This is a genomic window from Bradyrhizobium sp. CCGE-LA001, from assembly GCF_000296215.2.
Lineage (GTDB): Bacteria > Pseudomonadota > Alphaproteobacteria > Rhizobiales > Xanthobacteraceae > Bradyrhizobium.
The window spans coordinates 3,009,275-3,033,229 of the sequence record NZ_CP013949.1 but is presented as its reverse complement, the minus strand read 5'-3'; the positions used below and the strand labels follow the sequence as shown (position 1 = coordinate 3,033,229).

Annotated in this window: 19 protein-coding genes; 7 read left to right on the top strand and 12 right to left on the bottom strand. The window is 65.4% G+C overall.

Going from position 1 to position 23,955, the window contains the following annotated elements; translation table 11 throughout:
- Positions 1-26 precede the first annotated feature (26 nt).
- The 10 genes from BCCGELA001_RS14100 to BCCGELA001_RS38310 all read right to left on the bottom strand — a co-directional run bounded on the left by BCCGELA001_RS14100 (position 27) and on the right by BCCGELA001_RS38310 (position 10,588).
- Positions 27-1,604 carry a Do family serine endopeptidase gene (locus tag BCCGELA001_RS14100; RefSeq protein WP_008553794.1) on the bottom strand — a complete coding sequence of 526 codons (1,578 nt, stop codon included), beginning with the start codon at positions 1,602-1,604 and terminating at the stop codon, positions 27-29.
- Positions 1,605-1,896: 292 nt separating this feature from the next.
- Positions 1,897-2,379 carry a cytochrome c-type biogenesis protein gene (locus BCCGELA001_RS14095; protein WP_008553792.1) on the bottom strand — a complete coding sequence of 161 codons (483 nt, stop codon included), beginning with the start codon at positions 2,377-2,379 and terminating at the stop codon, positions 1,897-1,899.
- Between the two features lie 4 nt (positions 2,380-2,383).
- Positions 2,384-4,366, bottom strand: coding sequence for a heme lyase CcmF/NrfE family subunit (locus BCCGELA001_RS14090; protein ID WP_060735581.1), 1,983 nt, complete (start codon positions 4,364-4,366; stop codon positions 2,384-2,386).
- Positions 4,363-4,872, bottom strand: a complete 510-nt coding sequence (ccmE, locus tag BCCGELA001_RS14085; protein ID WP_008553789.1) for a cytochrome c maturation protein CcmE — start codon at positions 4,870-4,872, stop codon at positions 4,363-4,365. Before ccmE ends, BCCGELA001_RS14090 begins: the two co-directional genes overlap by 4 nt.
- Before the next feature lie 37 nt (positions 4,873-4,909).
- Positions 4,910-6,010 (bottom strand): c-type cytochrome biogenesis protein CcmI, encoded by a 1,101-nt coding sequence (gene ccmI, locus BCCGELA001_RS14080; RefSeq protein WP_060737649.1) that lies wholly within the window; start codon positions 6,008-6,010, stop codon positions 4,910-4,912.
- A 131-nt stretch (positions 6,011-6,141) separates the two neighbouring features.
- Positions 6,142-6,411, bottom strand: coding sequence for a hypothetical protein (locus tag BCCGELA001_RS14075; protein ID WP_060735580.1), 270 nt, complete (start codon positions 6,409-6,411; stop codon positions 6,142-6,144).
- 96 nt (positions 6,412-6,507) lie between these two features.
- Positions 6,508-7,911, bottom strand: a complete 1,404-nt coding sequence (locus tag BCCGELA001_RS14070) for a hypothetical protein (protein WP_060735579.1) — start codon at positions 7,909-7,911, stop codon at positions 6,508-6,510.
- A 149-nt stretch (positions 7,912-8,060) separates the two neighbouring features.
- Entirely contained in the window at positions 8,061-9,437 is a 1,377-nt protein-coding gene (locus tag BCCGELA001_RS14065; protein WP_060735578.1) for a sensor histidine kinase, read from the bottom strand.
- Between the two features lie 93 nt (positions 9,438-9,530).
- Positions 9,531-10,205: a response regulator transcription factor gene (locus BCCGELA001_RS14060; protein WP_008553761.1), complete on the bottom strand. Its 675-nt coding sequence runs from the start codon at positions 10,203-10,205 to the stop codon at positions 9,531-9,533.
- A gap of 227 nt (positions 10,206-10,432) precedes the next feature.
- A complete protein-coding gene (locus BCCGELA001_RS38310; protein ID WP_008553760.1) occupies positions 10,433-10,588 on the bottom strand; it encodes a hypothetical protein in 156 nt (51 codons plus the stop codon).
- Between the two features lie 233 nt (positions 10,589-10,821).
- Here BCCGELA001_RS38310 and ku point away from each other — a divergent pair, with 233 nt between their 5' ends.
- From ku to BCCGELA001_RS14040, 4 genes are all read left to right on the top strand, one after another.
- Positions 10,822-11,817, top strand: coding sequence for a non-homologous end joining protein Ku (gene ku / locus BCCGELA001_RS14055; RefSeq protein WP_060735577.1), 996 nt, complete (start codon positions 10,822-10,824; stop codon positions 11,815-11,817).
- Between the two features lie 59 nt (positions 11,818-11,876).
- Positions 11,877-12,113, top strand: a complete 237-nt coding sequence (locus tag BCCGELA001_RS14050) for a hypothetical protein (protein WP_008553746.1) — start codon at positions 11,877-11,879, stop codon at positions 12,111-12,113.
- A gap of 205 nt (positions 12,114-12,318) precedes the next feature.
- Positions 12,319-12,492, top strand: coding sequence for a hypothetical protein (locus BCCGELA001_RS38305; RefSeq protein WP_060737648.1), 174 nt, complete (start codon positions 12,319-12,321; stop codon positions 12,490-12,492).
- Between the two features lie 207 nt (positions 12,493-12,699).
- A complete protein-coding gene (locus BCCGELA001_RS14040) occupies positions 12,700-12,864 on the top strand; it encodes a Flp family type IVb pilin (protein WP_008553742.1) in 165 nt (54 codons plus the stop codon).
- A gap of 565 nt (positions 12,865-13,429) precedes the next feature.
- Here the strand turns inward: BCCGELA001_RS14040 and BCCGELA001_RS14030 are convergent.
- A complete protein-coding gene (locus BCCGELA001_RS14030) occupies positions 13,430-16,027 on the bottom strand; it encodes a cation-translocating P-type ATPase (protein WP_008553737.1) in 2,598 nt (865 codons plus the stop codon).
- 246 nt (positions 16,028-16,273) lie between these two features.
- Here BCCGELA001_RS14030 and BCCGELA001_RS14025 point away from each other — a divergent pair, with 246 nt between their 5' ends.
- From BCCGELA001_RS14025 to BCCGELA001_RS14015, 3 genes are all read left to right on the top strand, one after another.
- On the top strand, positions 16,274-17,908 hold the full coding sequence (locus BCCGELA001_RS14025) for a thiamine pyrophosphate-requiring protein (protein ID WP_008553736.1): 1,635 nt from the start codon (positions 16,274-16,276) through the stop codon (positions 17,906-17,908).
- A 104-nt stretch (positions 17,909-18,012) separates the two neighbouring features.
- Positions 18,013-20,511, top strand: coding sequence for a GAF domain-containing sensor histidine kinase (locus BCCGELA001_RS14020; protein WP_008553734.1), 2,499 nt, complete (start codon positions 18,013-18,015; stop codon positions 20,509-20,511).
- 78 nt (positions 20,512-20,589) lie between these two features.
- A complete protein-coding gene (locus tag BCCGELA001_RS14015; protein WP_060737646.1) occupies positions 20,590-22,239 on the top strand; it encodes an alpha/beta hydrolase in 1,650 nt (549 codons plus the stop codon).
- Positions 22,240-22,241: 2 nt separating this feature from the next.
- On the opposite strand, the gene BCCGELA001_RS14010 is transcribed toward BCCGELA001_RS14015, so the two are convergent.
- A complete protein-coding gene (locus BCCGELA001_RS14010) occupies positions 22,242-23,822 on the bottom strand; it encodes an MDR family MFS transporter (protein ID WP_060735576.1) in 1,581 nt (526 codons plus the stop codon).
- Between the last annotated feature and the right edge of the window lie 133 nt (positions 23,823-23,955).

The following is a 23,955-nucleotide window of genomic DNA, read 5'->3' as shown; positions in this document are numbered from 1 at the left end:
CTTCATCTCGTAAGCCTCCTGACGCCTCAGCCCTTGGCGATGGGCACGGCGACGAAGCGCGACTGGCCGCCGCTCTTCACGCGCATCAGGATGCTGTTCTTGTTGTCAGTCCGCGCCGTGTTGATGGCGTCGCGGACTTCGCCGGCGGTGGCAACGCTCTTGCCGCCGACTTCGAGAATCACGTCGCCTTCCTTGAAGCCGCGTTCGGCCGCGGCGCTCTTCGGATCGACCTGGGTGACCACGACGCCTTCCTTGCCAGCACCGGCGACGGAATTGGCGGGCGCAACGGTCATGCCGAGCTTCGGCACATCGGTGCCACGGCTCGCACCCTTGCCGCTGTCAGTGTCGGTGTCGGCCTTGGCCTCGACCGTGTTCGGCAGCTGGCCGAGCGTAAGGTTCACCACCTTGTCCTGGCCCTTGTGCAGCACGTTGAGCTTCACGGTGGCGCCGGGCGCCATGCCGCCGATGGTGCGCGCAAGCTCGCGGGCGTCCTTGACGGCTTCGCCGTTGACCGCGGTGATGACGTCGCCGGACTCGATACCGGCCTTGGCCGCCGGACCGTTCGCCTGCGGCTCCGCCACCAGCGCGCCTTCGGCCTTCTTCATGCCGAGGCTGTCGGCGATATCCGACGTCACCGGCTGAATCTGCACGCCGATCCAGCCGCGACTGACCGAGCCCTTGTCCTTGAGCTGGGCGATCACGCTCTTGACGGTGTTGGCCGGGATCGAGAACGCGATGCCGACGCTGCCGCCCGAGGGCGAGTAGATCGCCGTGTTGACGCCCATCACCTCGCCGTTGGTGTCGAAGGCCGGACCGCCGGAATTGCCCTTGTTCACGGGCGCGTCGATCTGGATGAAATCGTCATAGGGGCCGTTGCCGATGTCGCGGCCGCTGGCCGAGACGATGCCTGCGGTCACGGTGCCGCCGAGGCCGAAGGGATTGCCGACCGCGAGCACCCAGTCGCCGATCCGCGGCTTGCTGTCGGCAAGCTTGGCGAACGGGAAGTTCGAGCTGCCCTCGACCTTGATCAAAGCGAGGTCGGTGCGTTGATCGGTGCCGATCACCTTGGCGGTATAGGTCTTGCCGTCGTCGGTGGTGACCTCGACCTTGTCGGCGCCGTCGACCACGTGGTTGTTGGTCACGGCATAGCCGTCGGCCGAGATGAAGAAGCCGGAGCCCTGGCCCTGCACGACGCGGCCACGACCGCCCTTCAGCCCGGGAATACCATCCGGCCCGCCGAAGCGGCGGAAGAAGCGCTCCATCGGCGAGCCCGGCTGGAACGGCGAGGACTGGTCATCGCCGTCATCGTTGCTCGCGGCCTTCTCCTTCATGTTGACCTTCACCGAGATCACCGACGGCTTCACGCGCTCGACGACATCAGCGAAACCGACCGGACGCTCGACCTTGCGGACCTCGTTGTTGACCTGCGCATGCGCCGGACTCGCGAACAGGTCTGCCGGCGAGGTCGAGGGGCTGAAGCCATAGACGGCCGCGCCGAGACCGGCGACGACCGAGGCCATCAGCGCGATCTTGCGTGCGGAGAACACCGACCGGCGCGGCTGCCGGTAGGACGGAAGGTTCGAGAGGTCGGGACGGTCGGTCATGTAGAGATCTCCAGGGCCTTGAAATTCTTTTGGCGCCGGATGGCGGCACCTTACGGACCTGAACATGGGGGCTCCCGCCTTACCGTGCGCTGGCGGCGGGGTTAAACTTTCGTAATGAAGCGCAAGTGGATGCGGCAGTTTAGCGCAGTCAAAAAAACGTTGCGCTCCAGGAACTTAGTCGAGTTCCGGTGACGCACGCCAGATCAGGTTTTTGGCGACGTCAGCTCGCCCAGACGCTGACGATGAACTCGTCGACTTCGCGCTTCCCGGCGGCCTACGTATCATTGCGTAGCTAGGACGACTTCGCGTCGTCCGATATCAAGGAAGCGAGTCGCGCTTTCTCTTCCGGCGAGAGCGGTGGAGCCGGTACGTCTGCACCGCTTCGCGCACGACGCCGGATTTGCAGCCATAACGCAAGGCCGCCGCCGATCAGCAGCACCGGTCCGAGCAGCCACAAAAGCAGGTTCTGCCGCTCGAAGCGCGGCTTGAGCAGCACGAACTCGCCATAACGCGCGACCAGGAAGTCGAGCACCTGCGAATTGCTGTCGCCCGCCGCGATGCGCTCGCGCACCAGGAGCCTGAGATCGCGCGCCAGCGGCGCGTCGGAATCGTCGATCGACTGGTTCTGGCAGACCATGCAACGCAGCTCTCGCGACAATTCGCGCGCGCGCCCTTCCTTCACCGGATCCGACATGATCTCGTCGGGCTGCACAGCGAGCGCGGCAGGCGAGGCCAACAGCAGCAGCGCCACGAACGCAGCCAGCATCCAGCGCATCGGATCACTCCGCCGGCTGGAGGCGCTGCTTGGCGCGCGCCGGCTTCGGCGCGCCGACGCGCAGGCGCCGGTCGGACAACGACAGCACGCCGCCGAACGCCATCAGCACCGGCCCCCACCAGATCAAGAGCACCATCGGCTTGTAATAGATGCGCACGGCAATGGCGCCTTCGGCGGTGGCATCGCCGAGCGAGATATAGAGCTGGCTCGCGCCACGCGTCATCAGTGCCGCCTCGGTGGTGGAGGAGCCGCGCGTGGTGAAGCTGCGCTTGGACGGCGTCATGACGGTGACAGGCTCACCGTCGCGGCTGACGTTGAACTCGGCGATCATCTCGCGGTAGTTCGGACCCTGGCGCTGAAGCAAGCCGTCGAGCTTCACGTCGTAGCCTGCGATTTGAGCGACGTCGTTCGGCTTCATCGTCGCGATATGTTCGCTGTTCCAGGTGGTCTCGCAAACGATCCCGATCAGCGCCACGCCGAGACCGGCATGTGCAAAGGCGGAGCCCCAGGCCGAGCGCGGCAGGCCGCGCGCACGGTGCAGCACAGTTGCGAACGGCAGGCGGACCAGGCCAGTCCGCTCGGCGAGGTCGGTGACGGCGCCGGCAATGACGAAGACCCCGAGCCCGATCGCGAGCGGCGCCAGCGCGCTGCCGCCCCGCACCCAGGCCCAAACGATGGCGACGACGACGAGCCCGGCAACGCCGGCTGCGAGCAGACGCTGGGTGACGCCGAGCAGATCGCCGCGCTTCCACGCCAGCAGCGGCCCGAACGGCACGGCGAGCAGCAACAGCGCGAACAGCGGGCCAAAGGTGAGATTGTAGAAGGGCGCACCGACCGACATCTTGAAGTCGGCGAGCATCTCCATCGCCAGCGGATAGAGCGTGCCGAACAGCACGACGGCACAGGCAACCGTGAGCAGGAGATTATTCAGCACCAGCGCGCCCTCGCGCGAGATCGGCGCAAACAGGCCGCCCTGCTTCAACGACGTCGCGCGTCCCGCGAACAGCGCCAGGCTGCCGCCGATGAACAGGCAGAGGATCAGCAGGATGAACACGCCGCGAGTCGGATCAGTGGCGAAGGCGTGCACCGAGGTGATGACGCCCGAGCGCACCAGGAACGTGCCGAGCAGCGACAGCGAGAAGGTCAGGATCGACAGCAGGATGGTCCAGACCTTCAGCGCGTTGCGCTTCTCCATCACCAGCGCCGAATGCAGCAGCGCGGTGCCGGCGAGCCAGGGCATCAACGAAGCGTTCTCGACCGGATCCCAAAACCACCAGCCGCCCCAGCCGAGTTCGTAATAGGCCCAGTATGAGCCCATGGCGATGCCGAGCGTCAGGAAGATCCAGGCAACCAGCGTCCACGGCCGCACCCAGCGCGCCCAGGCCGCATCGATCCGGCCCTCCATCAGCGCCGCGATGGCGAAGGAGAACGAGATCGAGAAGCCGACATAGCCGAGATAGAGCATCGGCGGATGCACGGCGAGGCCGATGTCCTGAAGCACCGGATTGAGGTCGCGTCCCTCGATCGGCGGATTGGCGATGCGCAGGAACGGGTTCGACGTCGCCAGGATGAACAGATAGAAGGCGCTGGCGACCCATGCCTGCACGGCGAGCACATGCGCACGCAGCGACAGCGGCAGATTGTTGCCGTATGCCGCAACGAGGCCGCCGAACAGAGCAAGGATCAACACCCACAGCAGCATCGAGCCTTCATGGTTTCCCCAGACGCCGGTGATCTTGTAGAGCAGCGGCTTCATCGAGTGGGAATTCTCGTAGACGTTGGCGACGGAGAAATCAGAGTTCACGTGCAGCATCACCAGCGCGGTGAACGAGGCGCCGACGAACAAGAGCTGCGCCAGCGCGGTGGAGCGCGCCACGTTCATCAGCGCAGGATCGCGCAGGCGCGCGCCGACCAGTGGCACGATCGACTGGATCAGTGCGAGACCGAGCGCCAGCACCAATGCGTAGTGTCCTGTTTCCGCAATCACCGCACCGCTCCCTGCGGATTGCCCTGCGCCGTCGCGGCTTGAGGTTTGCTGCCGCCGGAGGCTTTGGGATCGTAATCATCCTTCCAGTGCCCCTGCTTCTTCAGGGCATCGGCGACGTCCTTGGGCATGTAGGTCTCGTCGTGCTTGGCGAGCACGGTGTCGGCCTTGAACACGCCGTTGGAGTCCAGTGCGCCCTCGGCGACGACACCCTGCCCTTCGCGGAACAGGTCGGGCAGGATGCCCTTGTAGGCGACCGGAAGCTTGGCGCTGCCGTCGGCGACCTCGAAGGTCACCATGAGATTGTCGCCGCGCTGGAGCGAGCCGGGCTGCACCAGGCCGCCAAGGCGAAACCGCTTGCCGGGCTCGACGTGCTTCTCGGCGACCATCGTCGGCGTCGAGAAGAACACGATGGAGTCGCGCAATGCGTTGAGCACCAGCGCGGCCGCGAGCGCGAGCACGGCGAGCGAGCCGCCGATGATGGTCATACGTCGCTGCTTGCGCGTCATGGCGTATCCGTTCTCCGCTCGCCTCGTCCCGACATCGTCATCCGTCGAGCCCGAGAGTTTTGAGGCCGTCGTTGAGCTGGCGCAGACGCTCGGCATTGCCGGCGACTGCCTGCCGGGCATCAGCCGATGCCCCGACGGCCTTGTCGCGCTCGCCCATCACGAGGTAGGCGCGCACGAGGCGCAGCCAGCCGTCGACATCGTCGCCGTTCTGCTTCAGCCGCGTGGCGAGGCGGTCGACCATGCCGCGCACCATCGCGTTGCGATCGCCCTCGGCCATATCCTTGGACGCAGCGATCGTCTCGTCCGACAGCGCCGGCATCGTACTTCCGCCGACCCGCGCCAGCGACGATTGCACCAGGGCACGCCATGGCGCATCCGCCGGCGCCTTCGCAAGCAGCGCGCGCCAGATATTGGCCGCATCCTCCTTGCGTCCATCCTGCTCGGCGGCGAGCCCCAGGAAGTAGTTCGCCTTGGGATCGTCGGCGTCCAGCGCGCGCGCGCGCTCGAACTCGGTCTTGGCTTCAGCAGTCACGACGCCGCCGGCAGCGGCCGCAAGCGCTTCGCCGAGATCGGCCCGGCGCTCCGACGTCTCACCATTATAGGTCAGCGAGTTGCGATAGGCGCGCACCGCATCGTCGAAGCGGCCCAGCCGCTGCAGCACCGGCCCGAGCACGTTCCAGCCACGGCCGTCGGTCGGATTCTTCTCGAGATGCTGCTCGACCTGCGTGACCATATTCTCGAGCGTGTTGGACCCCGGCCCGCGCTCGCGCTGCGCCAGCGGAAAGTCCTGAAGCCTGGGCGAGCCAAGCGGCATGTAGACGCCGATCGCAACCAGCGGCAGGCCGATCAGCGCCAGCACGGCTGCCGCTCGGCGCCATTTCAGGCTCGACTTCGGCTCCAACGCCGCCTCGCTGCCGGCCGCGGCAAGCAGCCTGCGGCTGATCTCGACGCGCGCGGCCTCGGCTTCAGGGGCGGCGATCAGGCCCGCACCGAGATCACGCTCGATCTCGGCCAGCTGGTCCTTATAGACCGCGACTTCGCTGCCTTGGTTTTGCGCGCGTCCGCTGCGGCCGAGCGGAAGGAGCACGGCGAAAATCGCCGCGACCGTCATCAGCGCGAACACGAACCATAGCGTCATCTGGCAAGCTTCCGGCGGCGCACGATCCGCGCCCATAGGTGGCTTTACACCACGGCTAGACGAGGCGGCAATTGACAATTGTCAATTCGGCGCGACCGCAGGCGGTCCCGAAACGGTGAAACTCCAACGGCTTAGCCGATCTCGAAGTCCGTGCTTTGCGCGGCGTCCTCGCCGTGCCCGTTGAAGGCCTTGAGGAAGTACGTCCCTGCCCGGATCGCCTCCGGCAATCTGATGCGCAGCGCGCCGACGGGAACCGGCGAGGCAACCCTGGTGACCGTCTCCGGCAACTGCCGACCGCTTGCCTTCTCGACCAGCACCACCTTTGCGCCAACCATTAGTCGTTGATATTTGGCAGTAATGACGCGGTTCTCGATTTCGATGGAGCTGATAACGGGTTTCATGCGCCCACAAATAGAAGTTCCCCGGACTTGCACGGGAACGTAGGGCTCGCCGACCCCACGGTCAACTTAAAATTGTGATCACGAAACGATGCGTTTCTATCCGCTTGCACGCGACGATTTGCGCTCGCCCGTGAGCGCGTTTTCTGCCGCACGACTCATCAGCGAAGCGTAGTCGTCGCCGAACAGCACCTGACAGAATCGGATCGCGGCCTGCACCTGCTGCTGCCGATAGGTGCGGACCTTGTGATCGGCGGCACGCAGCGCCTGCACCAGCTGCTCGGTCGAGCGTTCGACATATTGCTGAAGATCGGAATAGGTGCGCAGCGTCACCTCGTTGATCGCGAGCTCGCTCGCATAGTTGCGGCAAGTCGCGACGAAATCGATCAGCGCCACGGCTTCCTCGACCTCGGTGCTGTCGATCCGCGCCCCCGGCGGAATGTCCTTCTCGGGGCGCTGGCGCAGGATGCGGCGGACACGGCCGGGAACGCTGTCGATCTCGGATTGCAGCGCATTGGAGATGTCGGCCCGGATCGAAGTCAATTGCTTGCCCCAGGCAGAATCGTTGCGCAGGTCCAGCTCGGTGCGCAGGCCCCGCACACCGTCATGCAGTGTCTTGAGATTGTCGGCGACATTGTCGAAATGGCCGCGCTTGATATCCATGCGCAGGATCGCGGCAACGCGGGACAAATCGTGAAGGGCGATGGTGACGGCGACACCGTAGGGCGTTGCCGCGACGCGGATCTCGTCGTCGGATGCGGCAATCTTGATGGCGAGGCGGATGATCTGCCACGGCGCGCTCATCCGCTGCACGACCATCGACAGTGCAAAGGGCAGCATCTGCGGCGTCTGGAGCACGGGGATGTTGAGCGCCGAGGTCACCGAGGCGATCTGGGAATCGCCGAAGGCGCGCAGGAAGCGCGGCAGCTTCTCGTTCAGGGCCGCGATGGCCTCGCGGACCTGGAGCACCGCACCGATCGAATAGAGGTCCTCGATCACGTTGGGCGGGCCGACACGGGCGAGCGCGCGCGACTTGTCTCCGCCGCCGGGCCCCGTCAGTTCGAAGATGGCGTCCGCAGCCACCCCCTGGAGCTTCGAGGCCAGGGCCTCGACCTGCCCTGCATTGTCCGCCGGCATGCGGGCCAGCGCCGCCTCGAACTCATTCACCTTGTCCGGCGCGCCGTCGCGGCCGAGCCATTGCCAGATCGGATGCAGCGAGGAGCGGCGGATCTGCCCGACCCTGACAGGGGCACCCGCCTCCACCAGGAACGGTTCCAGCACCTGAAACAGCAGCCGCGACAGATCGTCCGTGCGAGGTGGCGAGGCGTCGTCGGCTTCGCTCTTGCGGACGATCTTGCGCAGTTGCTCGAGCACGAGGGTTGCCACTGCCGTGTCCTGCCCACGCTCCAGCGCGCGCTCGAACTCCCGCATCAGCAGCGCCTGCGCCTGCGGCGGGAGCTGCGCGAGATATTCCCTCAGCCGCTCGATCGATGTCTGGCTCATGCGCCCGGGTAATGCATGGTAAAATGGCGGACCTGGGATGCGTCCGGGCGCGATCATAGGAGATCCCAACTTAAGAAGCCGTTTAGGAAGAGCCCCCGAATGCTCGCGGTTTCCGCTGGGGAGACGAAAAATCTCGTGGAAACAATGGATTACAGTCCGGGAAGGACCAGCTCCGCCCGCAGACCGCCGGTCGGCGCGCCGCCGAGCGAGAGGCTGCCGCCATAAAGGGCGGCGAGGTCGGTCACGATCGACAGCCCCAATCCGGAGCCGGGCTTGGATTCGTCCAGCCGCTGGCCGCGCCGGGCGACCTGGGCACGCTCAGCCTCCGACAGGCCGCGGCCATCGTCGTCGACGATGATCCGCAGACGCGGGCCCGCGCCGGTCTGGTGCGGCGTCTCGACCAAAACCTCGATGAGGACGCGCGAGGCCGCCCATTTGCACGCGTTATCGACGAGATTGCCGACCATCTCCTCTAGATCCTGCCGCTCGCCTCGGAACTTGGCCGACGGATCGGCCTTGGCCTCGACCACGATGCCGCGGTCGCGGTGGATCTTCTCCATGGTCCGCCGCAACGCCTCGATGGCGGGCGCCACCTCCGTCACGGTCGCGACCACCGAGATCCGCGCTGCAATCCGCGCGCGCTCCAGATGATGGGCGACCTGGTCGCGCATCACGTCGGCCTGCTCCATCACCTTGGACGCGAATGGATCGGCCGGGTGGCTGCCTGCTTCATTGACGATGACCGAGAGCGGCGTCTTGATGGCGTGGGCGAGATTGCCGACATGGGTGCGCGCGCGCTCGACGATCTCGCGATTGGCGTCGATCAGCGCATTGGTCTCGCGCGCCAAAGGCGCGATCTCGACCGGGAATTCACCCTCGAGCCGCTCCGCCCGCCCGGAGCGGATGTCGGCGATGGATTCCGAGATTCGCTTGAGCGGCGCGAGGCCAAAGCGAACCTGAAACACCGTGGTCAGCAGCAGCACGATGCCGAGCGCCGTGAACGTGCCGCCGAGATAGTAGTCGAAACTCCGCGTCTCATCGAAAATCTCGGTGTCGTCGCCGGCGACGCTGACGAGAAACTTGCCGTCGGCGCCGAGATCGACCGGTCGCTCCACCATGCGCAGGTTTTGCCCCTCCGGACCGTCGACATAAGCGAGGCGGATGCCCGCGGCGGTGAGCTCGGCGCCCTGCTCCTCGAGCTTCGGCAGCTTCTTGTCCCACAGCGAGCGCGAGGAGCGCACCTCCGGCTTCTCGGTGTCGGTTCGGGTGATCTGCCAGTACCAGCCGGACAGCGGCAGCTCGAACAGCGGCTCGCCGAGCGACTGGAACTGGCGGTCCGGCGGCTCGTCGGGGGTCGCGACCTCCGCGATCAGCGTGCGCAGGTAGAGATTGAGCCGGCGGTCGAAGGCGCGCTCGGTGGCGTCCTTGTAGACCGACGACAGCACGACGCCGGTGATGGCCAGGATCACCACGAGCCAGGCGGTCGCCGACAGGAACAGGCGGTTCGCAAGCGAGCTAGCGGCCATCGGTCATGAACCCGGAAGGCGCGATGTCAGGTCGTCGGATGTCATGACCGGACCAAGGCCCCTGTTCGGCCTCCCGTCAAGTCCGCGAGGGGCTCAAGCGCTCGGAGCCGGCGGCGGGGTCAGGAGATAGCCGAGGCCGCGGACGGTCTGGATGATGTCGACGTCGAGCTTCTTGCGGATGCGGCCGACGAAGACCTCGATGGTGTTGGAGTCGCGGTCGAAGTCCTGGTCATAGAGATGCTCGACCAGCTCGGTGCGGGAAACCACGCGCCCTGAATGGTGCATCAGATAGGCCAGAAGCCGATATTCATGCGAGGTCATCTTCACGGGATTGCCGGATACGCTGACCCGGCCGGTCCTGGTGTCGAGGGTGACGGGGCCGCAGCTGAGCTCGCTCTGGGCGTGGCCGGTCGAGCGGCGCAGCAGCGCGCGGATCCGGGCCAGCACCTCCTCCAGATGGAACGGCTTTGCGACATAATCGTCGGCGCCGGCATCGAAGCCCTGCACCTTGTCGCTCCAGCGGTCGCGCGCGGTGAGGATCAGGACCGGCATGGTGCGCCCGTTGCGGCGCCATGCCTCCAGCACCGAGATGCCGTCCTTCTTCGGCAGGCCGATGTCGAGCACCACGGCGTCATAAGGCTCGTTGTCGCCGAGATAATGCCCCTCCTCTCCGTCGAAGGCGCGGTCGACGACATAGCCGGCGTCGGTCAGCGCCTTGGTGAGCTGGCGATTGAGATCGGGGTCGTCCTCAACAACGAGCAGGCGCACGCGTGTCTCCAAGGATTGGCTGCATCTTGCGCCAGAGATGAGCAATTCCGGCGTGAACTGAATATGAACGCGGGGAACCCGCCAACGTTACTTTTTGGTCATTTAGAATTCCCGCCGGCCGATACGACTGCGCCCACCAGTCCGACCGGCGAACCGGCGTCTTGGCGGGCGCAATGTGCCGCGTCACGCGGCGAATAGGAAGGGTCCGAGGCGTGTTGGTCTGCCCGTCAGGTCCGGAAGAAGACGAACCAGACGACGGCGAGGATCAGGATCGCAAGTCCGGTCGAGATGGCGAGCAGCGCCGCTACCGAAGGTCCGGGCTCACCCTGACGAGCCTCGGTCGGAGTTTCGACGATACGATGCTGCTCTCGCGTGGTTGCCATGATGCCCTCAATCTCTGGATGTCGCTTCGTTAGCCGCGACCTCCTCGCAGCCGTGTCCCGAGCCAACGCGTGATTGAATGCGATGTTCCGACTTTTGCGCTCCGATCAGGCCGCAGCCGCGCGGGCCCAGCGGCCGGTTAACGCAGTTGCCAGATCGGCAACGCCCCTTGCTATGATTCGTTGTTCCCCGATGGTATCTTTGTCATCTGTCCCCGTTGCGTTTGGAGTAGCCCATGGCCCCCCGCGCCAATTGGAAGGGTTTTCTGCGTCTGTCGCTCGTGACCTGTCCGGTCGCGCTCTATCCGGCCACTTCGGATACCGAGAAGGTCTCCTTCAACCAGATCAACCGCAAGACCGGCCACCGGATCAAGTACCTCAAGGTCGACGCCGAGACCGGTGACGAGGTGACGTCCGAGGACATCGTCAAGGGCTACAAGGTCGACACCGACACTTATATCGAGGTCACCAAGGACGAGCTGGACGACATCGCGCTCGACTCCACGCACACGATCGAGATCGACGAGTTCGTGCCGAAGGCCGACATCGACAACCGCTATTTGATCCGTCCCTATTACCTCGTGCCCGACGGCAAGGTCGGCCATGACGCCTATGCGGTGATCCGCGAGACCATCCGCAGCATGGACAAGGTCGCGATCGGCCGCGTGGTGCTGACCAACCGCGAGCACATCATCGCGCTGGAGCCGCTCGAGAGCGGGCTGATGGGTACGCTGCTGCGATATCCCTATGAGGTCCGCAGCGAGACGGAGTATTTCGACGACATCCAGGACGTAAAGCTGACCAGGGACATGCTCGATCTCGCCAGGCACATCGTCGAGAAGAAGTCCGGCGCGTTCGAACCCGAACTCTTCGAGGATCATTACGAGACCGCGCTGATCGACCTCATCAACAAGAAGCGCAGCGGCATGCCGATCGCGGCCAAGGCCGCGCCGAAGACCGGTGGCAACGTCATCAACCTGATGGACGCGCTGAAGAAGAGCCTCGCGACCGAGAAGGACGCTGCGCCCGCGGCGAAGGTCGCCAAGGAAACTGTCAAGGAGACCGTCAAGGGCAAGAAGCCGAAGAAGCGCGTCGAGGGCCAGCGCGAGATGCTGCTGCCGATATCGGGCAAGGGTGGCAAGGACGCCGCGGCAAAGACCGCACCTAAAGACGCTGCGAAGAAGGCCGAGAAGCCGGTGCGCGCGCCGGCGCGGGCCAAGAAGGCCAGCTAGGCGCTTCACACCAAGCGATCTTCCCGTGATGTCCCCTCTCGCCGGTCGGCCAGACTGACATGCCCTGGTCGACGGCGTTCGACGATCCGGTTCGCGTGAGCGACAGGCGCAAGCTGGTCACGTTGCAGGACGCGGCTGACTACGTCATGCAGCTGCCCGAGGACGCCCAGCACGAAGCACACTGGCAGACCGCGATCGAGACCCTGATCAATGCAGCCGAGACCGGGGGCGGCTGGGTGATGTTCGCTCGCATCGCCATGTTGCGGGCCCTGAATGCGGACGGCCGGCGCGAATGAGAGCGACGATCGGCACGCTCGATCGACATGCTTGCCGAGCCGTTGACTAACAGGTTCAACAATCCGTTAAGCGCGACCGTGGATTCCGCGACGGCCCAGCGCTGCGCATGAACCAGAGTATTCCCAGGGGACACGAAGTTGAGCACTGGTTGGCCTTGCGCACAGCATGGTCCCAGCCCTCCGATCGAGCCAAGGTTTGCGTGCCGTGCAGCAGCAGGACGTCAGAAAGAACTACATCGGCATCGTGAGCGACGCGACCGAGCGCGAGCGGGCCGCGGGCACGGCAGCGCGCTGGCAGCCGGGCACGATGAAGGATTTCGTCGGCCGCCTCACGGCCGTGCTCAAACGCCGCCTCCCCCGCCCGACGATCATGTCCTAGCGAACGTTGCGGATGTACGCAGGCAACGTGCAGTTTGCATCCATTTGGACCGGATGAGGGAACCTTAAGTTAATGAATGTTACCGTATGAAACTGGGGCGCGCTCGCCCGGGTCTGATTGTTTTGGCGCGCAGAAAATCTATTCGATCGATTTTCGCATTCGAAAACGACGCGACCAGACATTGGATTGGATGAAGAGGAGTTGGCAATGCGTTTGCTTAGGTCTTTCCTTGCCGATGAGACTGGCGCCACCGCCATCGAATACGGCCTGATCGCCGCCGGCATTGCACTGGCCATCGTCACCGTCGTCAACAACACGGGCAGCCAGCTTCTCAACAACAAATTCAACTCGATCAGTTCGTCGCTGAAGTAGCGACGACAGGCCTGAGGCGACGCCCCATGCGCGCCGGCGCCAGCCGCGCGCAGACACTCTCCGATCTCGTCATTGCGGGCGCAGCGAAGCAATCCAGGACCCCTCCCCGGGAAAGATCCTGGATCGCTTCGCTGCGCCCGCTTTGACGGCTAGGCGAGTCCTGATAGTCTTGAGCACGATCGTTGCTCGACGAGCCATACTATCAACCGAATCCGGGCTGCTTGAAGGATGCCAATGAGACGCGCGACACTCCTGGCTCTCGGCCTCATGCTGGCCGGTGCCTGGTCGCAGGACTGCGCGAGAGCGCAGACATCGGCCAAACCGCCGGTCTCGATTGCTCCGCCCAATGCATTACCGGCGCCGAATCCGGCCGCCGACTACGATGGCTTCAGTGCAAGCGTAAACGGCGATAATGAGACCGCAAGTCAGGCGGCACCTGCGAGGTCACGCGCAGCGAGGAGCTCCAAATCCAGCGCAGATGCCGCCGATCCCTCGTCGGTGGATCAGGAAGACGATGCGTTGAAGCGAAAGCTGACGATCTGCAAGAATTGCAAGTAAAGGTCTGTCAGACCTTTCCTACTGCAGACCGGCGACGGCGTAGCGGATATTTCGACAGTTCCAACACCACCAGGCAGACCAGCGCGGCCGCCACCGTGACGGCGAGATCGTCGGCATGGAGCGGGCCGAACCGGAACAGGTCGGCGGCGGCGGGCCATGCAAGGCTCAAAGAGAGCACGCTCGTCACAAACAGCACGATGATGACCAGGGTTCGGTTCGGCCGGGTGAAGGCTTCGACCAGCGATGTCGAGAATGAGCGGTTGACGAAGATCAGGCTCACGATCACCAGCACCAGCGAGAAGAACGTCAGGGCGCGCACCTCGTTCGCGGGCATGCCGTAGGCGTTCGCCATCACCATCACGCCCCCCGTCAAAGCCAGCGCGAGCGCACCCTGGAGCGCCGACCAGACCAGCAGGGATTTGGGCAGCAGCGGCTCGTCCGGCGAACGCGGCGGCCGCTGCATCACGTCACGCTCTTCGGTCTCCGCCTCGAACACCAGCGAGCAGACGGGATCGATGATCATTTCGAGGAACGCGATGTGGACCGGCCCGAACAGAAGCGGCATCCCGGTCACGAGCGGCAGCAGCGCAAGCCCGGCGATCGGAACGTGGACGGCGAGGATGAAGCTCATCGCCTTGCGAAGATTGTCATAGATCCGGCGTCCTAGACGGATCGCCTTCACGATCGAGCCGAAATCGTCGTCGAGCAGAACGATCGACGACGCCTCGCGCGCCACGTCGGTGCCGCGGCCGCCCATGGCGATGCCGATATGGGCCGCCTTCAACGACGGCGCGTCGTTGACGCCGTCGCCCGTCATGGCAACGATCTCGCCGGCGCCCTTGAGCGCACTGACGATGCGCAGCTTCTGGGCCGGCGCAATGCGCGCGAACCCGGCCTGTCCCTGCGCCGCCTGGACAAGCTCGGCATCGGCCATGCCTTCGGCGTCCGCACCCGTCACGATACGTTCGGGATCGAGGCCGGCGCGCGTCGCGATCGCGGATGCGGTTGCGGGATAGTCGCCGGTGATCATGACCACACGGATGCCGGCGGACCGGCATTCGGCGACGGCGCCCTTCACTTCGGGCCGCAGCGGATCCACGAAGCCGGTCAGGCCGCAGAAGCCGAAAGAAAAGTCGCGCTGCGTCTCCGGAAGGTTGGTCGCCGCACAAGTCGCCCGCGCCACGCCGAGCACGCGAAGCCCTTCTTGGGCGAGCGCGTCTACGCGCGCTCCTAATTCAGCCAGCTGTTCCGCGTTCATCCCGCAGAGCATGCCGATCGTCTCGGGCGCGCCCTTGGCTGCGACGATGCATTCGTCACCGTGTCCATGCCACACGTTCGACATGGCGAGCAGGTCGGGACGCAGGCCGTAGCTCCGCACGAGCCGCAAGCCGGTGCCGGTCCCCGGCGCAAGCGCATGCAGCGCCTTCTCCATGGGATCGAACGGCTCCGGAACGCAGGCGAGGACGCTGGTTTCGATCAACCGATAGAACGCGGGCTCCGCGCGTGCGGCGACCTCCGGCGTGTACTGCGCGCCATCGGGCAGCATCAGACGCGCCACTGTCATGCGATTTTCCGTCAGTGTGCCGGTCTTGTCCGTGCAGAGCACGGTTGCCGCCCCCAGCGATTCGATCGCGGAGGCCCTCCGGGTCAGCACGCGCGCCTGCGAGATGCGCCAGGCGCCCATGGCGAGAAACACGGTCAGAACGACCGGGAATTCTTCTGGAAGCATCGACATGCCGAGCGCAATGCCGGCGAGCACGCCCTCCAGCCAGCCGCCGCGATAGAGGCCATACAGGAGCACGGTCGCGGCGATGACGAAGCCGCTGGCGATCGCGAACATGGCGACCAGGCGCGTCGTCTGCTGTTTCAGGCGCGGCGCTTCCGTCGTCAGACACTGCAGGGACTGTCCGATCTTGCCGATCTCGCTTCTGATCCCGGTCGAGGTGACTTCGGCCACGCCGGTTCCGCGCACCACCAGCGTGCCGGAGAACACGAACGGATGATCGTCGCCGCCGGCATGCGGCACCCCCGGCTGTTCGAGCATGGCACGCGCCAGCTTGCGGACCGGGACGGACTCTCCCGTCAACAGCGATTCATCCAGCAGCAGATCGTCGCATGTGAGGACAGTGGCGTCCGCTGCCACGCGGTCTCCCTCGGAGAGCATGATCAAGTCGCCGCGAACGACCTCGCGGCCGGGAATGCGGATGTGTTCGCCGCCGCGGATTACGAGGGCACGGGGGCTGGTGAGATCACGCAAGGAGTCGAGCACGCGCTCGGTGCGCGCCTCCTGCACGATGGTGATGACGATCGAGATCGATGCAAACACGAGGAGCAGCAGCGCCTCGCCGAGATCGCCCAGGGCGAAGTAGATCAGGCCACCCGCCAGCAGCAACAGCAGCATGGGCTCGCGCAAAACCTCGAGAACCAGGCCCAGGATCGTTCGCCGCCCCGTACGCGGCAGTTCATTGAAGCCTTCGGCCTTCAGCCTCGCCTGCGCTTGCGACGGGGTGAGACCCTGTTGTGAGTCCGTTCCGGGCCGCCTCGTATCGATGTGTTTTTCCTCGGCAGTGGCGCCGTCAGAATCGCTCGTGAGGCTCAAATCCATGGGTCCCCGGAAGAATTGAGTGATGAGACTGTCATGTCGTTCCCTGACCGCGACAATGACATGCCGCCACGGGCTACCGGCTTGACCTGGGTCAAGCGTTGGGCTGACCGCGTCTATTCGACATCGACGGGCGCGGCCGTCCTGCATGGCTGACCTCCCGGGCCCCGCGCTTTACCCTTCTCCCATTTCCTGATCCTCTCTCCTCCAATCAGCCGGACCAACCGGCCTGCAAGGGAGAGAGACGCCATGAAGCTCGGCACTGCCATCGCGGAAATCATGCGGCGCGAGGGGATCGAGATCCTCTGCGGCTATCCGGTGAACCATCTGATCGAGCACGCAGCGAAAGCGGATATCCGGCCGGTGATGGTGCGGCAGGAGCGCGTCGGCATCCACATGGCTGATGCGATCTCGCGGGTGACGTCGGGCCGCAGCATCGGCGCGTTCTGCATGCAGCATGGCCCCGGTGCGGAGAACGCGATGGGCGGGGTCGCGCAGTGCTTCGGCGAATCCGTGCCCGTGCTGGTGCTGCCGATGGGCTATCAGCGCCGGCTTGCGCATATTGAGCCGAACTTCAATTCCAGCGAAGCGATGAAGCCGTTCGCGAAATCGTCCGAGCCGATCATCCTCGCGACCGAGGTCGCCAACATCTTCCGTCGCGCCTTCACCAAGCTGAAGAACGGCCGCGGCGGACCCGTGATCGTCGAAATTCCCTCGGACATGTGGAACGAGGAGGTGCCGGAGCCGCTGAACTACACACCGGTGCTGCGCACCCGCTATGGCGCCGACCCCGTTCACGTCAAGGAAGCAGCCAGCCTCCTCGTGAACGCAAGGCGGCCAGTAATCTATGCCGGCCAGGGCGTGCACTACGCGCAGGCGTGGCCACAACTGAAACGGCTCGCCGAGCGTCTGGCGATCCCCGTCACCACCAGTCTCGGAGGCAAGTCCTCCTTTCCGGAAACGCATCCGCTCTCGCTCGGCTCGGGCGGGCTCGCGGTGCCTCGCGCGGTGCCGAAATTTCTGAGCGAGGCCGACGTCATCTTCGGCATCGGCTGCTCCTTCACCGAGACCAATTTCGGAATCGCGATGCCGAAGGGCAAGACCATCATCCACTCGACGGTCGACCCGAACCATCTCAACAAGGACGTGGAAGCGACGATCGGCCTCGTCGGCGATGCCGGCCTCGTGCTCGACGCGCTGCTGGAGGAGATCGGCAAGTCCGTCACATCCGATCGTGATGCGTCGGCCGTCGCGGCCGAGATTGCGGCTTCGCACAAGGAGTGGCTGGCGAAATGGATGCCGAAGCTCACCAGCAACGATGCGCCGCTCAGCCCCTATCGCGTGCTCTGGGACCTCCAGCACACGGTCGACATCAAGAACACAATCATCACGCATGATGCCGGCAGCCCGCGCGACCAGCTCTCGCCGTTCTGGAAGTCGGTCGAGCCCCTCACCTATCTCGGCTGGGGCAAGACGACACAGCTCGGCTATGGCCTTGGGCTCGCGATGGGCGCCAAGCTGGCAAAGCCCGACAAGCTCTGCATCAATGTCTGGGGCGATGCGGCGATCGGCTTCACCGGCATGGATTTCGAGACCGCGGTGCGCGAGCGCATCCCGATCATGTCGATCCTGCTCAACAATTTCTCGATGGCGATCGAGTTGAAGGTGATGCCCGTCTCGACCGAGAAATATCGCTCGACCGACATCTCCGGCGACTATGCCGCAATGGCGCGCGCCTTTGGCGGCCATGGCGAGCGGGTGACGCGCCCGGAGGACATCGTCCCCGCGATCAAGCGCGGCATCCAGAAGACGCAGGAGGGCGTCCCGGTGCTGCTGGAGTTCATCACCAGCAAGGAGACCGAGGTGTCACGGCCCGGGACGTGAGGGGGATCGGATTTCAGCAACGCCGCGAGCGCTGGCTCCGGCCGCAGGAGATGTGATAATCCGGCCCGGTGCCGCGCATGTCGCGGCATCGAGCTGGATTAGGAATGACCACCGCTTCCCACGATATCGAGGACCTCGAGCGCCGATTGCAGTCGGCCGCAACCGAGAACGCGCGGCTGCGCAGCGAGCTTGCGGTCGAACGCGATCGCCAGAGTGCCAGCGCCGAGATCCTGCGCACCATCGCGGCCTCGCCCTCCGACGCGCGGCCTGTGTTCGCGGCGATCGCGTCCAGCTCGAAGCGCCTGCTCGGCGGCTTCTCCGCCACCGTGCTTCAGTTCATCGGCGACGAGCTGCACCTCGTGGCGTTCACGCCGACCAGCCCGGAAGCCGATGAAGGTCTGAAGGCGTCCTTTCCGCGCAAGATCGCGGACTTCCCGACGTTTGCCCTCGTGCGCGACGGCGAGACGATCCAGTTTCCCGATAGCGAGGCTGCCGACGTCCCCGAGCTGAACCGGGAGCTGGCGCGGCTGCGCGGTTTCCGCAGCGTGCTGTTCATGCCGCTGATGAACCGGGGCACGCCGGTCGGCATGATCAGCGTCACGCGTGCCGAACCTGGCGCGTTCGCGCCCGACCTCGTGCAGCTGCTCCAGACCTTCGCCGACCAGGCCGTGATCGCGATCGAGAATGCACGCCTGTTCAACGAGACGAAGGAGACGCTAGAGCGCCAGACCGCGACGGCCGACATCCTCAAGGTGATGGCCGCCTCGCCCTCTGACGTGCAGCCGGTGTTCGAGGCCATCGCCACCAACGCCAACCGGCTGATCGGCGGCTTCTCCACCGCGGTGCTGCGCTATATCGACGGCGCCGCGCATCTTGCGGCGTTCACGCCGACCGATCCGGCCGGCGATCACGTGCTTCAGGCCTCGTTCCCGGTGCCATTCGCGCAATTCCCGCCCTACCCGCTCGTGGCCGAGGGTGAAGCGGCGCAACTGCCCGACACCGAGCTCGAGCCGGCGGCGCGCGACATCGCGCGCGCCCGCGGCTATCGCAGCATGCTGTTCACGCCCTTGATGAGCGAGGGCGAAGCCATCGGCATCATCATCGCCACGCGGCGGACGACCGGCCGGTTCGCCGAGCATCACGTGCGGCTGCTGCAGACTTTCGCCGACCAGGCGGTGATCGCGATCAAGAATGTCAGCCTGTTCAACGCCACCAGGGAAGCGCTGGAGCGGCAGACCGCGACCGCCGACATCCTCAAGGTGATCGCGGCCTCGCCCGCCGATGTCACGCCGGTGTTCCAGGCCATCTCCGACAGCGCCAAGGCGCTGATCGGCGGACACTCGTCCACCGTCACCCGTGTCATCGACGGCATGCTGCATTTGGCCGCCTTCACCACCGACAACGAGGCCGGCAACGCCGATCTGCTGAGCTCCTTTCCGGCGCCGCTGACGTCGTCAGGCATTCACAGTCGGGTGGCGACAAGCGGAGAATATGCTTTCCGCAGCGACATGCAGAACGAGCCAGGTCTCACCGAGGCCATGAAGGAGCTGGCGCGGACCCGCGGCTATCGCAGCATCCTCGTCGTGCCGATGCTGCGCGACGGCGTTGCGATCGGCACCATTGCCGTGACGCGGCCGGAGCCCGGTCATTTCGCCGACAAGGCGATCAACCTGCTCAAGACCTTTGCCGACCAGGCCGTGATCGCGGTCGAGAACACGCGCCTGTTCAACGAGGTGCAGGACCGCACCAGAGAACTTGCCAGATCGCTCGACGACTTACGCGCCGCGCAAGACCGGCTGATCCAAACCGAGAAGCTGGCCTCCCTCGGCCAGCTCACGGCGGGCATCGCCCATGAGATCAAGAACCCGCTCAACTTCGTCAATAATTTTGCTTCGCTCTCCGCCGAGCTGACAGACGAATTGAATGAGGTGCTGGCGCCGGTCACGCTCGCATACGACGTCCGCAGCGAGGTCGACGAGCTGACGGGGCTTTTGAAGGATAATCTGCAAAAGATCGTGCAGCACGGACGGCGCGCCGATTCCATCGTCAAGAACATGCTGGTGCATTCGCGCGAAGGCGGCGGCGAGCACGGCCTGAGCGACATCAACGCGCTGGTCGAGGAAAGTCTCAACCTCGCCTATCATGGCGCACGCGCCGAGAAGCCGGGGTTCGACGTGACGCTGAAGCGCGAGCTCGATCCGGCAGCGGGGCAGGCGGAAGTGTTTCCGCAGGAGATCACCCGCGTGCTGCTGAACCTGATCTCGAACGGTTTCCATGCGGTCACCAGGCGCAAGGCGGACGGCGCCGCGGGTTACGAGGCAACGGTGATCGCCGCAACGCGCGACCGCGGCGACCGCGTCGAGATCCGCATCCGCGACAACGGCACCGGCATTGCCGACGAGGTCCGGGAGAAGATGTTCAATCCATTCTTCACCACCAAGCCGGCGGGTGAAGGCACCGGCCTTGGGCTGTCGATGAGCCACGACATCGTCGTGAAGCAGCACGGCGGCACGATCGATGTCGCAACCAAGCCGGGCGCGTTCACGGAGTTCACGATCCGGCTGCCGCGGAAGAGCAGCTTTGCGGAGAGCAACAAGGGATAGCGTCGGCCGGAGGATGCCTTGAAGAATCTCGCGTGGTTCATTCGGCGACAACTCCTCTCGCTGTCCGGCGTCGGCCTCATGCTTGGCGCGCTGTTCTTCGCGGCCGCGCTGACGCCGACGCTGATCCCGCGGAGCTATCTCACGCAAGGCATCCTCGCCGGGGGTTGCTTTGCGATCGGCTATTTCGCCGGAATCCTGTGGCGGCGGCTGTGGCACTATCTCGAATTGCCCGAGCCTTCGGCGCGCGCGAGATCGATTGCGAATGAGCTTGTCGCGGCCGCCTGCTTGCTCGTCGTCATCGTCTTCCTGTGGCGCGCCGCCGATTGGCAGAACTCGATCCGCGCCGTGATGGCGATGGCCCCGGTCGAGACCGCACACCCGCTCAAGGTCTGCGCGATCGCCCTGATCACATTCGCAGTGCTGCTGGTGCTGGGGCGACTGTTCGCCCTTGTCGCCCACGTCGTTGCTGCGCGCACGAGACGCGTCATTCCCCGGAAGGTCGCGAACGTCATTGGCGTGATCGCCGCAGGCCTGCTGTTCTGGTCGATCGCCAGCAATGTCCTGGTCCGCATGGCATTCAACGCACTCGACTCCTCCTTCCGCGAACTCGACGTCCGGCTCGAGCCCGAACGGCCGCAGCCGACCGCGTCGAATCGGACCGGGAGCCCGGCATCGCTGGTGAAGTGGCAAGAGCTCGGGCGCATGGGGCGCCGGTTCATTGCCTCAGGCTCGACCGCGGCCGAGATCAGCGCCGTCACGGAACGGCCTGCGCAGGACCCCGTGCGGGTCTATGTGGGGCTCGGCAGCCGCGACACGGCGCAGGCGCGCGCCAGGCTTGCGCTCGATGAACTCAAGCGCCAGCGCGGCTTTGAACGCAAACTGCTGATCGTCGTCACGCCGACCGGCACTGGCTGGATCGATCCGTCCGCGATGGATACGGTCGAATATCTCCACCATGGCGATGTCGCGAGCGTGGCGATGCAGTACTCCTATCTCAACAGTCCGCTGTCGCTGCTGTTTCAGCCGGAATACGGTGCCGAAGCGGCGCGCGCGCTGTTCGCGGAAATCTACGGCTACTGGACGACGCTGCCGAAGGATAAGCGGCCGAAACTGTACCTGCATGGACTGAGTCTCGGCGCCATGAACTCGGAAAAATCCGCGGAGCTGTTCGAGACGATCGGCGATCCGATCGCCGGCGCGCTGTGGAGCGGGGCGCCGTTCGAAAGCCGGATCTGGCGCTCAATCACTGAAAGCCGCAATCTGGGCACGCCGGCCTGGCTGCCGGAATTCCGCGACAGCCGCTTCGTCCGCTTCATGAACCAGGACGGACCGACGGTGCCGCCGGATGCGCCCTGGGGCCCGATGCGCGTCGTCTATCTGCAATATGCCAGCGATGCGATCACGTTCTTCGCCTACCGCGACGCCTATCGGGCGCCAGCCTGGATGGCGGCCCCGCGCGGACCGGACGTCTCGCCCGAGCTGCGATGGTATCCCATCGTGACCATGCTGCAGCTTGCACTCGACATGGCGGTCGCGACCCATACTCCGATGGGCTTCGGCCATGTCTACGCGCCCGAGCATTACGTCGATGCCTGGGTCGCCGTCACCGACGTCCATGATTGGTCCACCGAAGCGCTTGCGCAACTCAAATCTCATCTTGCGACGACGGCGCGAAAAGCGGCCGGGAGCAACGTCGCCGACGAGCCCTACGCCGATCGGGGCGGCTAGCCCTACTCCGCCATCTCGGCCGGCTGCGAGGTGGAGGGACCCGCCAGCGGCCGCTCCTCCATCGCGATCAGGCAGAGTGCAGCAGCGGTCATCAATGCCGTGGCGGCGCCGAAGACGTAACGGAACGCGTGCCGCATGTCCTCGGCGGGAATTGCGACGCTGCCGGCAGCATGATGCTCGCCGAGCGGAATGTCGGCACCGAGCGCGATCAGCAGGATGGCCGCGAAAGCCGCGACCGTGAAGGATGACATCAGCGAGCGGAAGAAGTTCAACGCGCCGGTGATGGTGCCGACCTGCGGCCGCGCGACCGAATTCTGCACTGAGACCACGCAGACCGGGAAGGTGGTGCCGAGGCCGAGCGCAAAGGCCGCCATCAGCGTCAAGAGGCCCCAAAGCGGCAGCGTCGTCAGGGTGAGGCCGAGACCGCACAGCGCGGCCCAGGACGTGCCGACGATGGCGACGCGCTTGTAGTGCTTGGCCCGCGCCATGGTGCGGCCGGCGATGGCTGCGCCGCAGGTGGAGACGGCCGCCAGCGGGATCAGAGCAAGGCCCGCCTCGCTGGCGCTGAGCTGATAGACGGATTCGTAATAGAGCGGGAGCTGGACCGTGAGGCCCGTGATCGCGCCGAGCGCGCAACCGCCGGCCATCAGCCCGAACGGCACGACGCGTCCGCCGAGCAGCGGCAGCGGCAGGAACGGCTCGTCCGCCCGGCGCGCGTGCCAGACGAAGCTGACGGCGAGCGCGACCGCACCGCCGACCATCGCCAGCACGGTCGGCGACAGCCACGGATAGCGTGTGCCGCCCCAGGTCAGCACCAGCATGAAGACGACGGCGGAGGCCATCAGCAACACGCCGCCGAGCCAATCGACCTTGCGCCTGCGGTGGAACACCGGGATCTTCTTCATCTTCGGCAGCAGCAGCGCGATCGCGGCGGCCGAAAGCGGCAGGTTGATCCAGAAGATCATCGACCAGTGCAGATGCTCGGCGAACACGCCGCCGATGACCGGGCCGAGAATGCCTCCGACCATCCAGACGCTGGAGAAGTAGGCCTGATATTGCCCGCGTTCGCGCGGGCTCACGACGTCGGAGATTACGGTCTGCACCACCGGCATGATGCCGCCGCCGCCAAGGCCCTGAAGGCCGCGCGCCAGGATCAGCATCGGCATGTTCGGCGCGATCGCGCACAGCACGGAGCCCGCAACGAACAGGCTGAGGGACGTGATGATCATGGCCTTGCGGCCATAGATGTCGCTGAGCGTGCCGAACACCGGCGCGACCGCAGTCGAGGCGAGCAGATAGGCGGTGATCACCCAGGACAGGTTGGAGACGTCCTGGAACTGGCGGCCGATGGTCGGCAGCGCGGTCGCCACGATGGTTTGGTCGAGCGCGGCCAGGAACATCGTCAGCATCAGGCTGATGACGATGGTGCGGACCTCGTCCTGCGAGAGCGGCACCGGCGGGGCGATGGAGGGCGCGTCATCGACGCTGATGACCTCGCTCGGAAGCCGGGACAGCTCTTCGGCGATATCGTCGGGCAACGCCTGGATGTCGGCAGAACTGCTCTGCCGGTCGAACTTGTTCATCTCGATCGGACGTCGTGAGGCGGCGCAACGCCGCGAAGGATTCGTTCTATGCAGCCCAATGTAGACAGCAAAGACTTCCCCAGGCAGGCACCGCGGCGCATGGGTGCATCCCATCGCAGGGTCATCCCGAACA

Bases quoted from the DNA above. Each gene is read 5' to 3' on its own strand.
- BCCGELA001_RS14100 (WP_008553794.1), bottom strand. From the start codon at position 1,604: ATGACCGACCGTCCCGACCTCTCGAACCTTCCGTCCTACCGGCAGCCG.
- BCCGELA001_RS14095 (WP_008553792.1), bottom strand. From the start codon at position 2,379: ATGCGCTGGATGCTGGCTGCGTTCGTGGCGCTGCTGCTGTTGGCCTCG.
- ccmE (WP_008553789.1), bottom strand. From the start codon at position 4,872: ATGACGCGCAAGCAGCGACGTATGACCATCATCGGCGGCTCGCTCGCC.
- ccmI (WP_060737649.1), bottom strand. From the start codon at position 6,010: ATGACGCTATGGTTCGTGTTCGCGCTGATGACGGTCGCGGCGATTTTC.
- BCCGELA001_RS14075 (WP_060735580.1), bottom strand. From the start codon at position 6,411: ATGAAACCCGTTATCAGCTCCATCGAAATCGAGAACCGCGTCATTACT.
- BCCGELA001_RS14070 (WP_060735579.1), bottom strand. From the start codon at position 7,911: ATGAGCCAGACATCGATCGAGCGGCTGAGGGAATATCTCGCGCAGCTC.
- BCCGELA001_RS14065 (WP_060735578.1), bottom strand. From the start codon at position 9,437: ATGGCCGCTAGCTCGCTTGCGAACCGCCTGTTCCTGTCGGCGACCGCC.
- BCCGELA001_RS38310 (WP_008553760.1), bottom strand. From the start codon at position 10,588: ATGGCAACCACGCGAGAGCAGCATCGTATCGTCGAAACTCCGACCGAG.
- ku (WP_060735577.1), top strand. From the start codon at position 10,822: ATGGCCCCCCGCGCCAATTGGAAGGGTTTTCTGCGTCTGTCGCTCGTG.
- BCCGELA001_RS14050 (WP_008553746.1), top strand. From the start codon at position 11,877: ATGCCCTGGTCGACGGCGTTCGACGATCCGGTTCGCGTGAGCGACAGG.
- BCCGELA001_RS14040 (WP_008553742.1), top strand. From the start codon at position 12,700: ATGCGTTTGCTTAGGTCTTTCCTTGCCGATGAGACTGGCGCCACCGCC.
- BCCGELA001_RS14030 (WP_008553737.1), bottom strand. From the start codon at position 16,027: ATGGATTTGAGCCTCACGAGCGATTCTGACGGCGCCACTGCCGAGGAA.
- BCCGELA001_RS14025 (WP_008553736.1), top strand. From the start codon at position 16,274: ATGAAGCTCGGCACTGCCATCGCGGAAATCATGCGGCGCGAGGGGATC.
- BCCGELA001_RS14020 (WP_008553734.1), top strand. From the start codon at position 18,013: ATGACCACCGCTTCCCACGATATCGAGGACCTCGAGCGCCGATTGCAG.
- BCCGELA001_RS14015 (WP_060737646.1), top strand. From the start codon at position 20,590: ATGCTTGGCGCGCTGTTCTTCGCGGCCGCGCTGACGCCGACGCTGATC.
- BCCGELA001_RS14010 (WP_060735576.1), bottom strand. From the start codon at position 23,822: ATGAACAAGTTCGACCGGCAGAGCAGTTCTGCCGACATCCAGGCGTTG.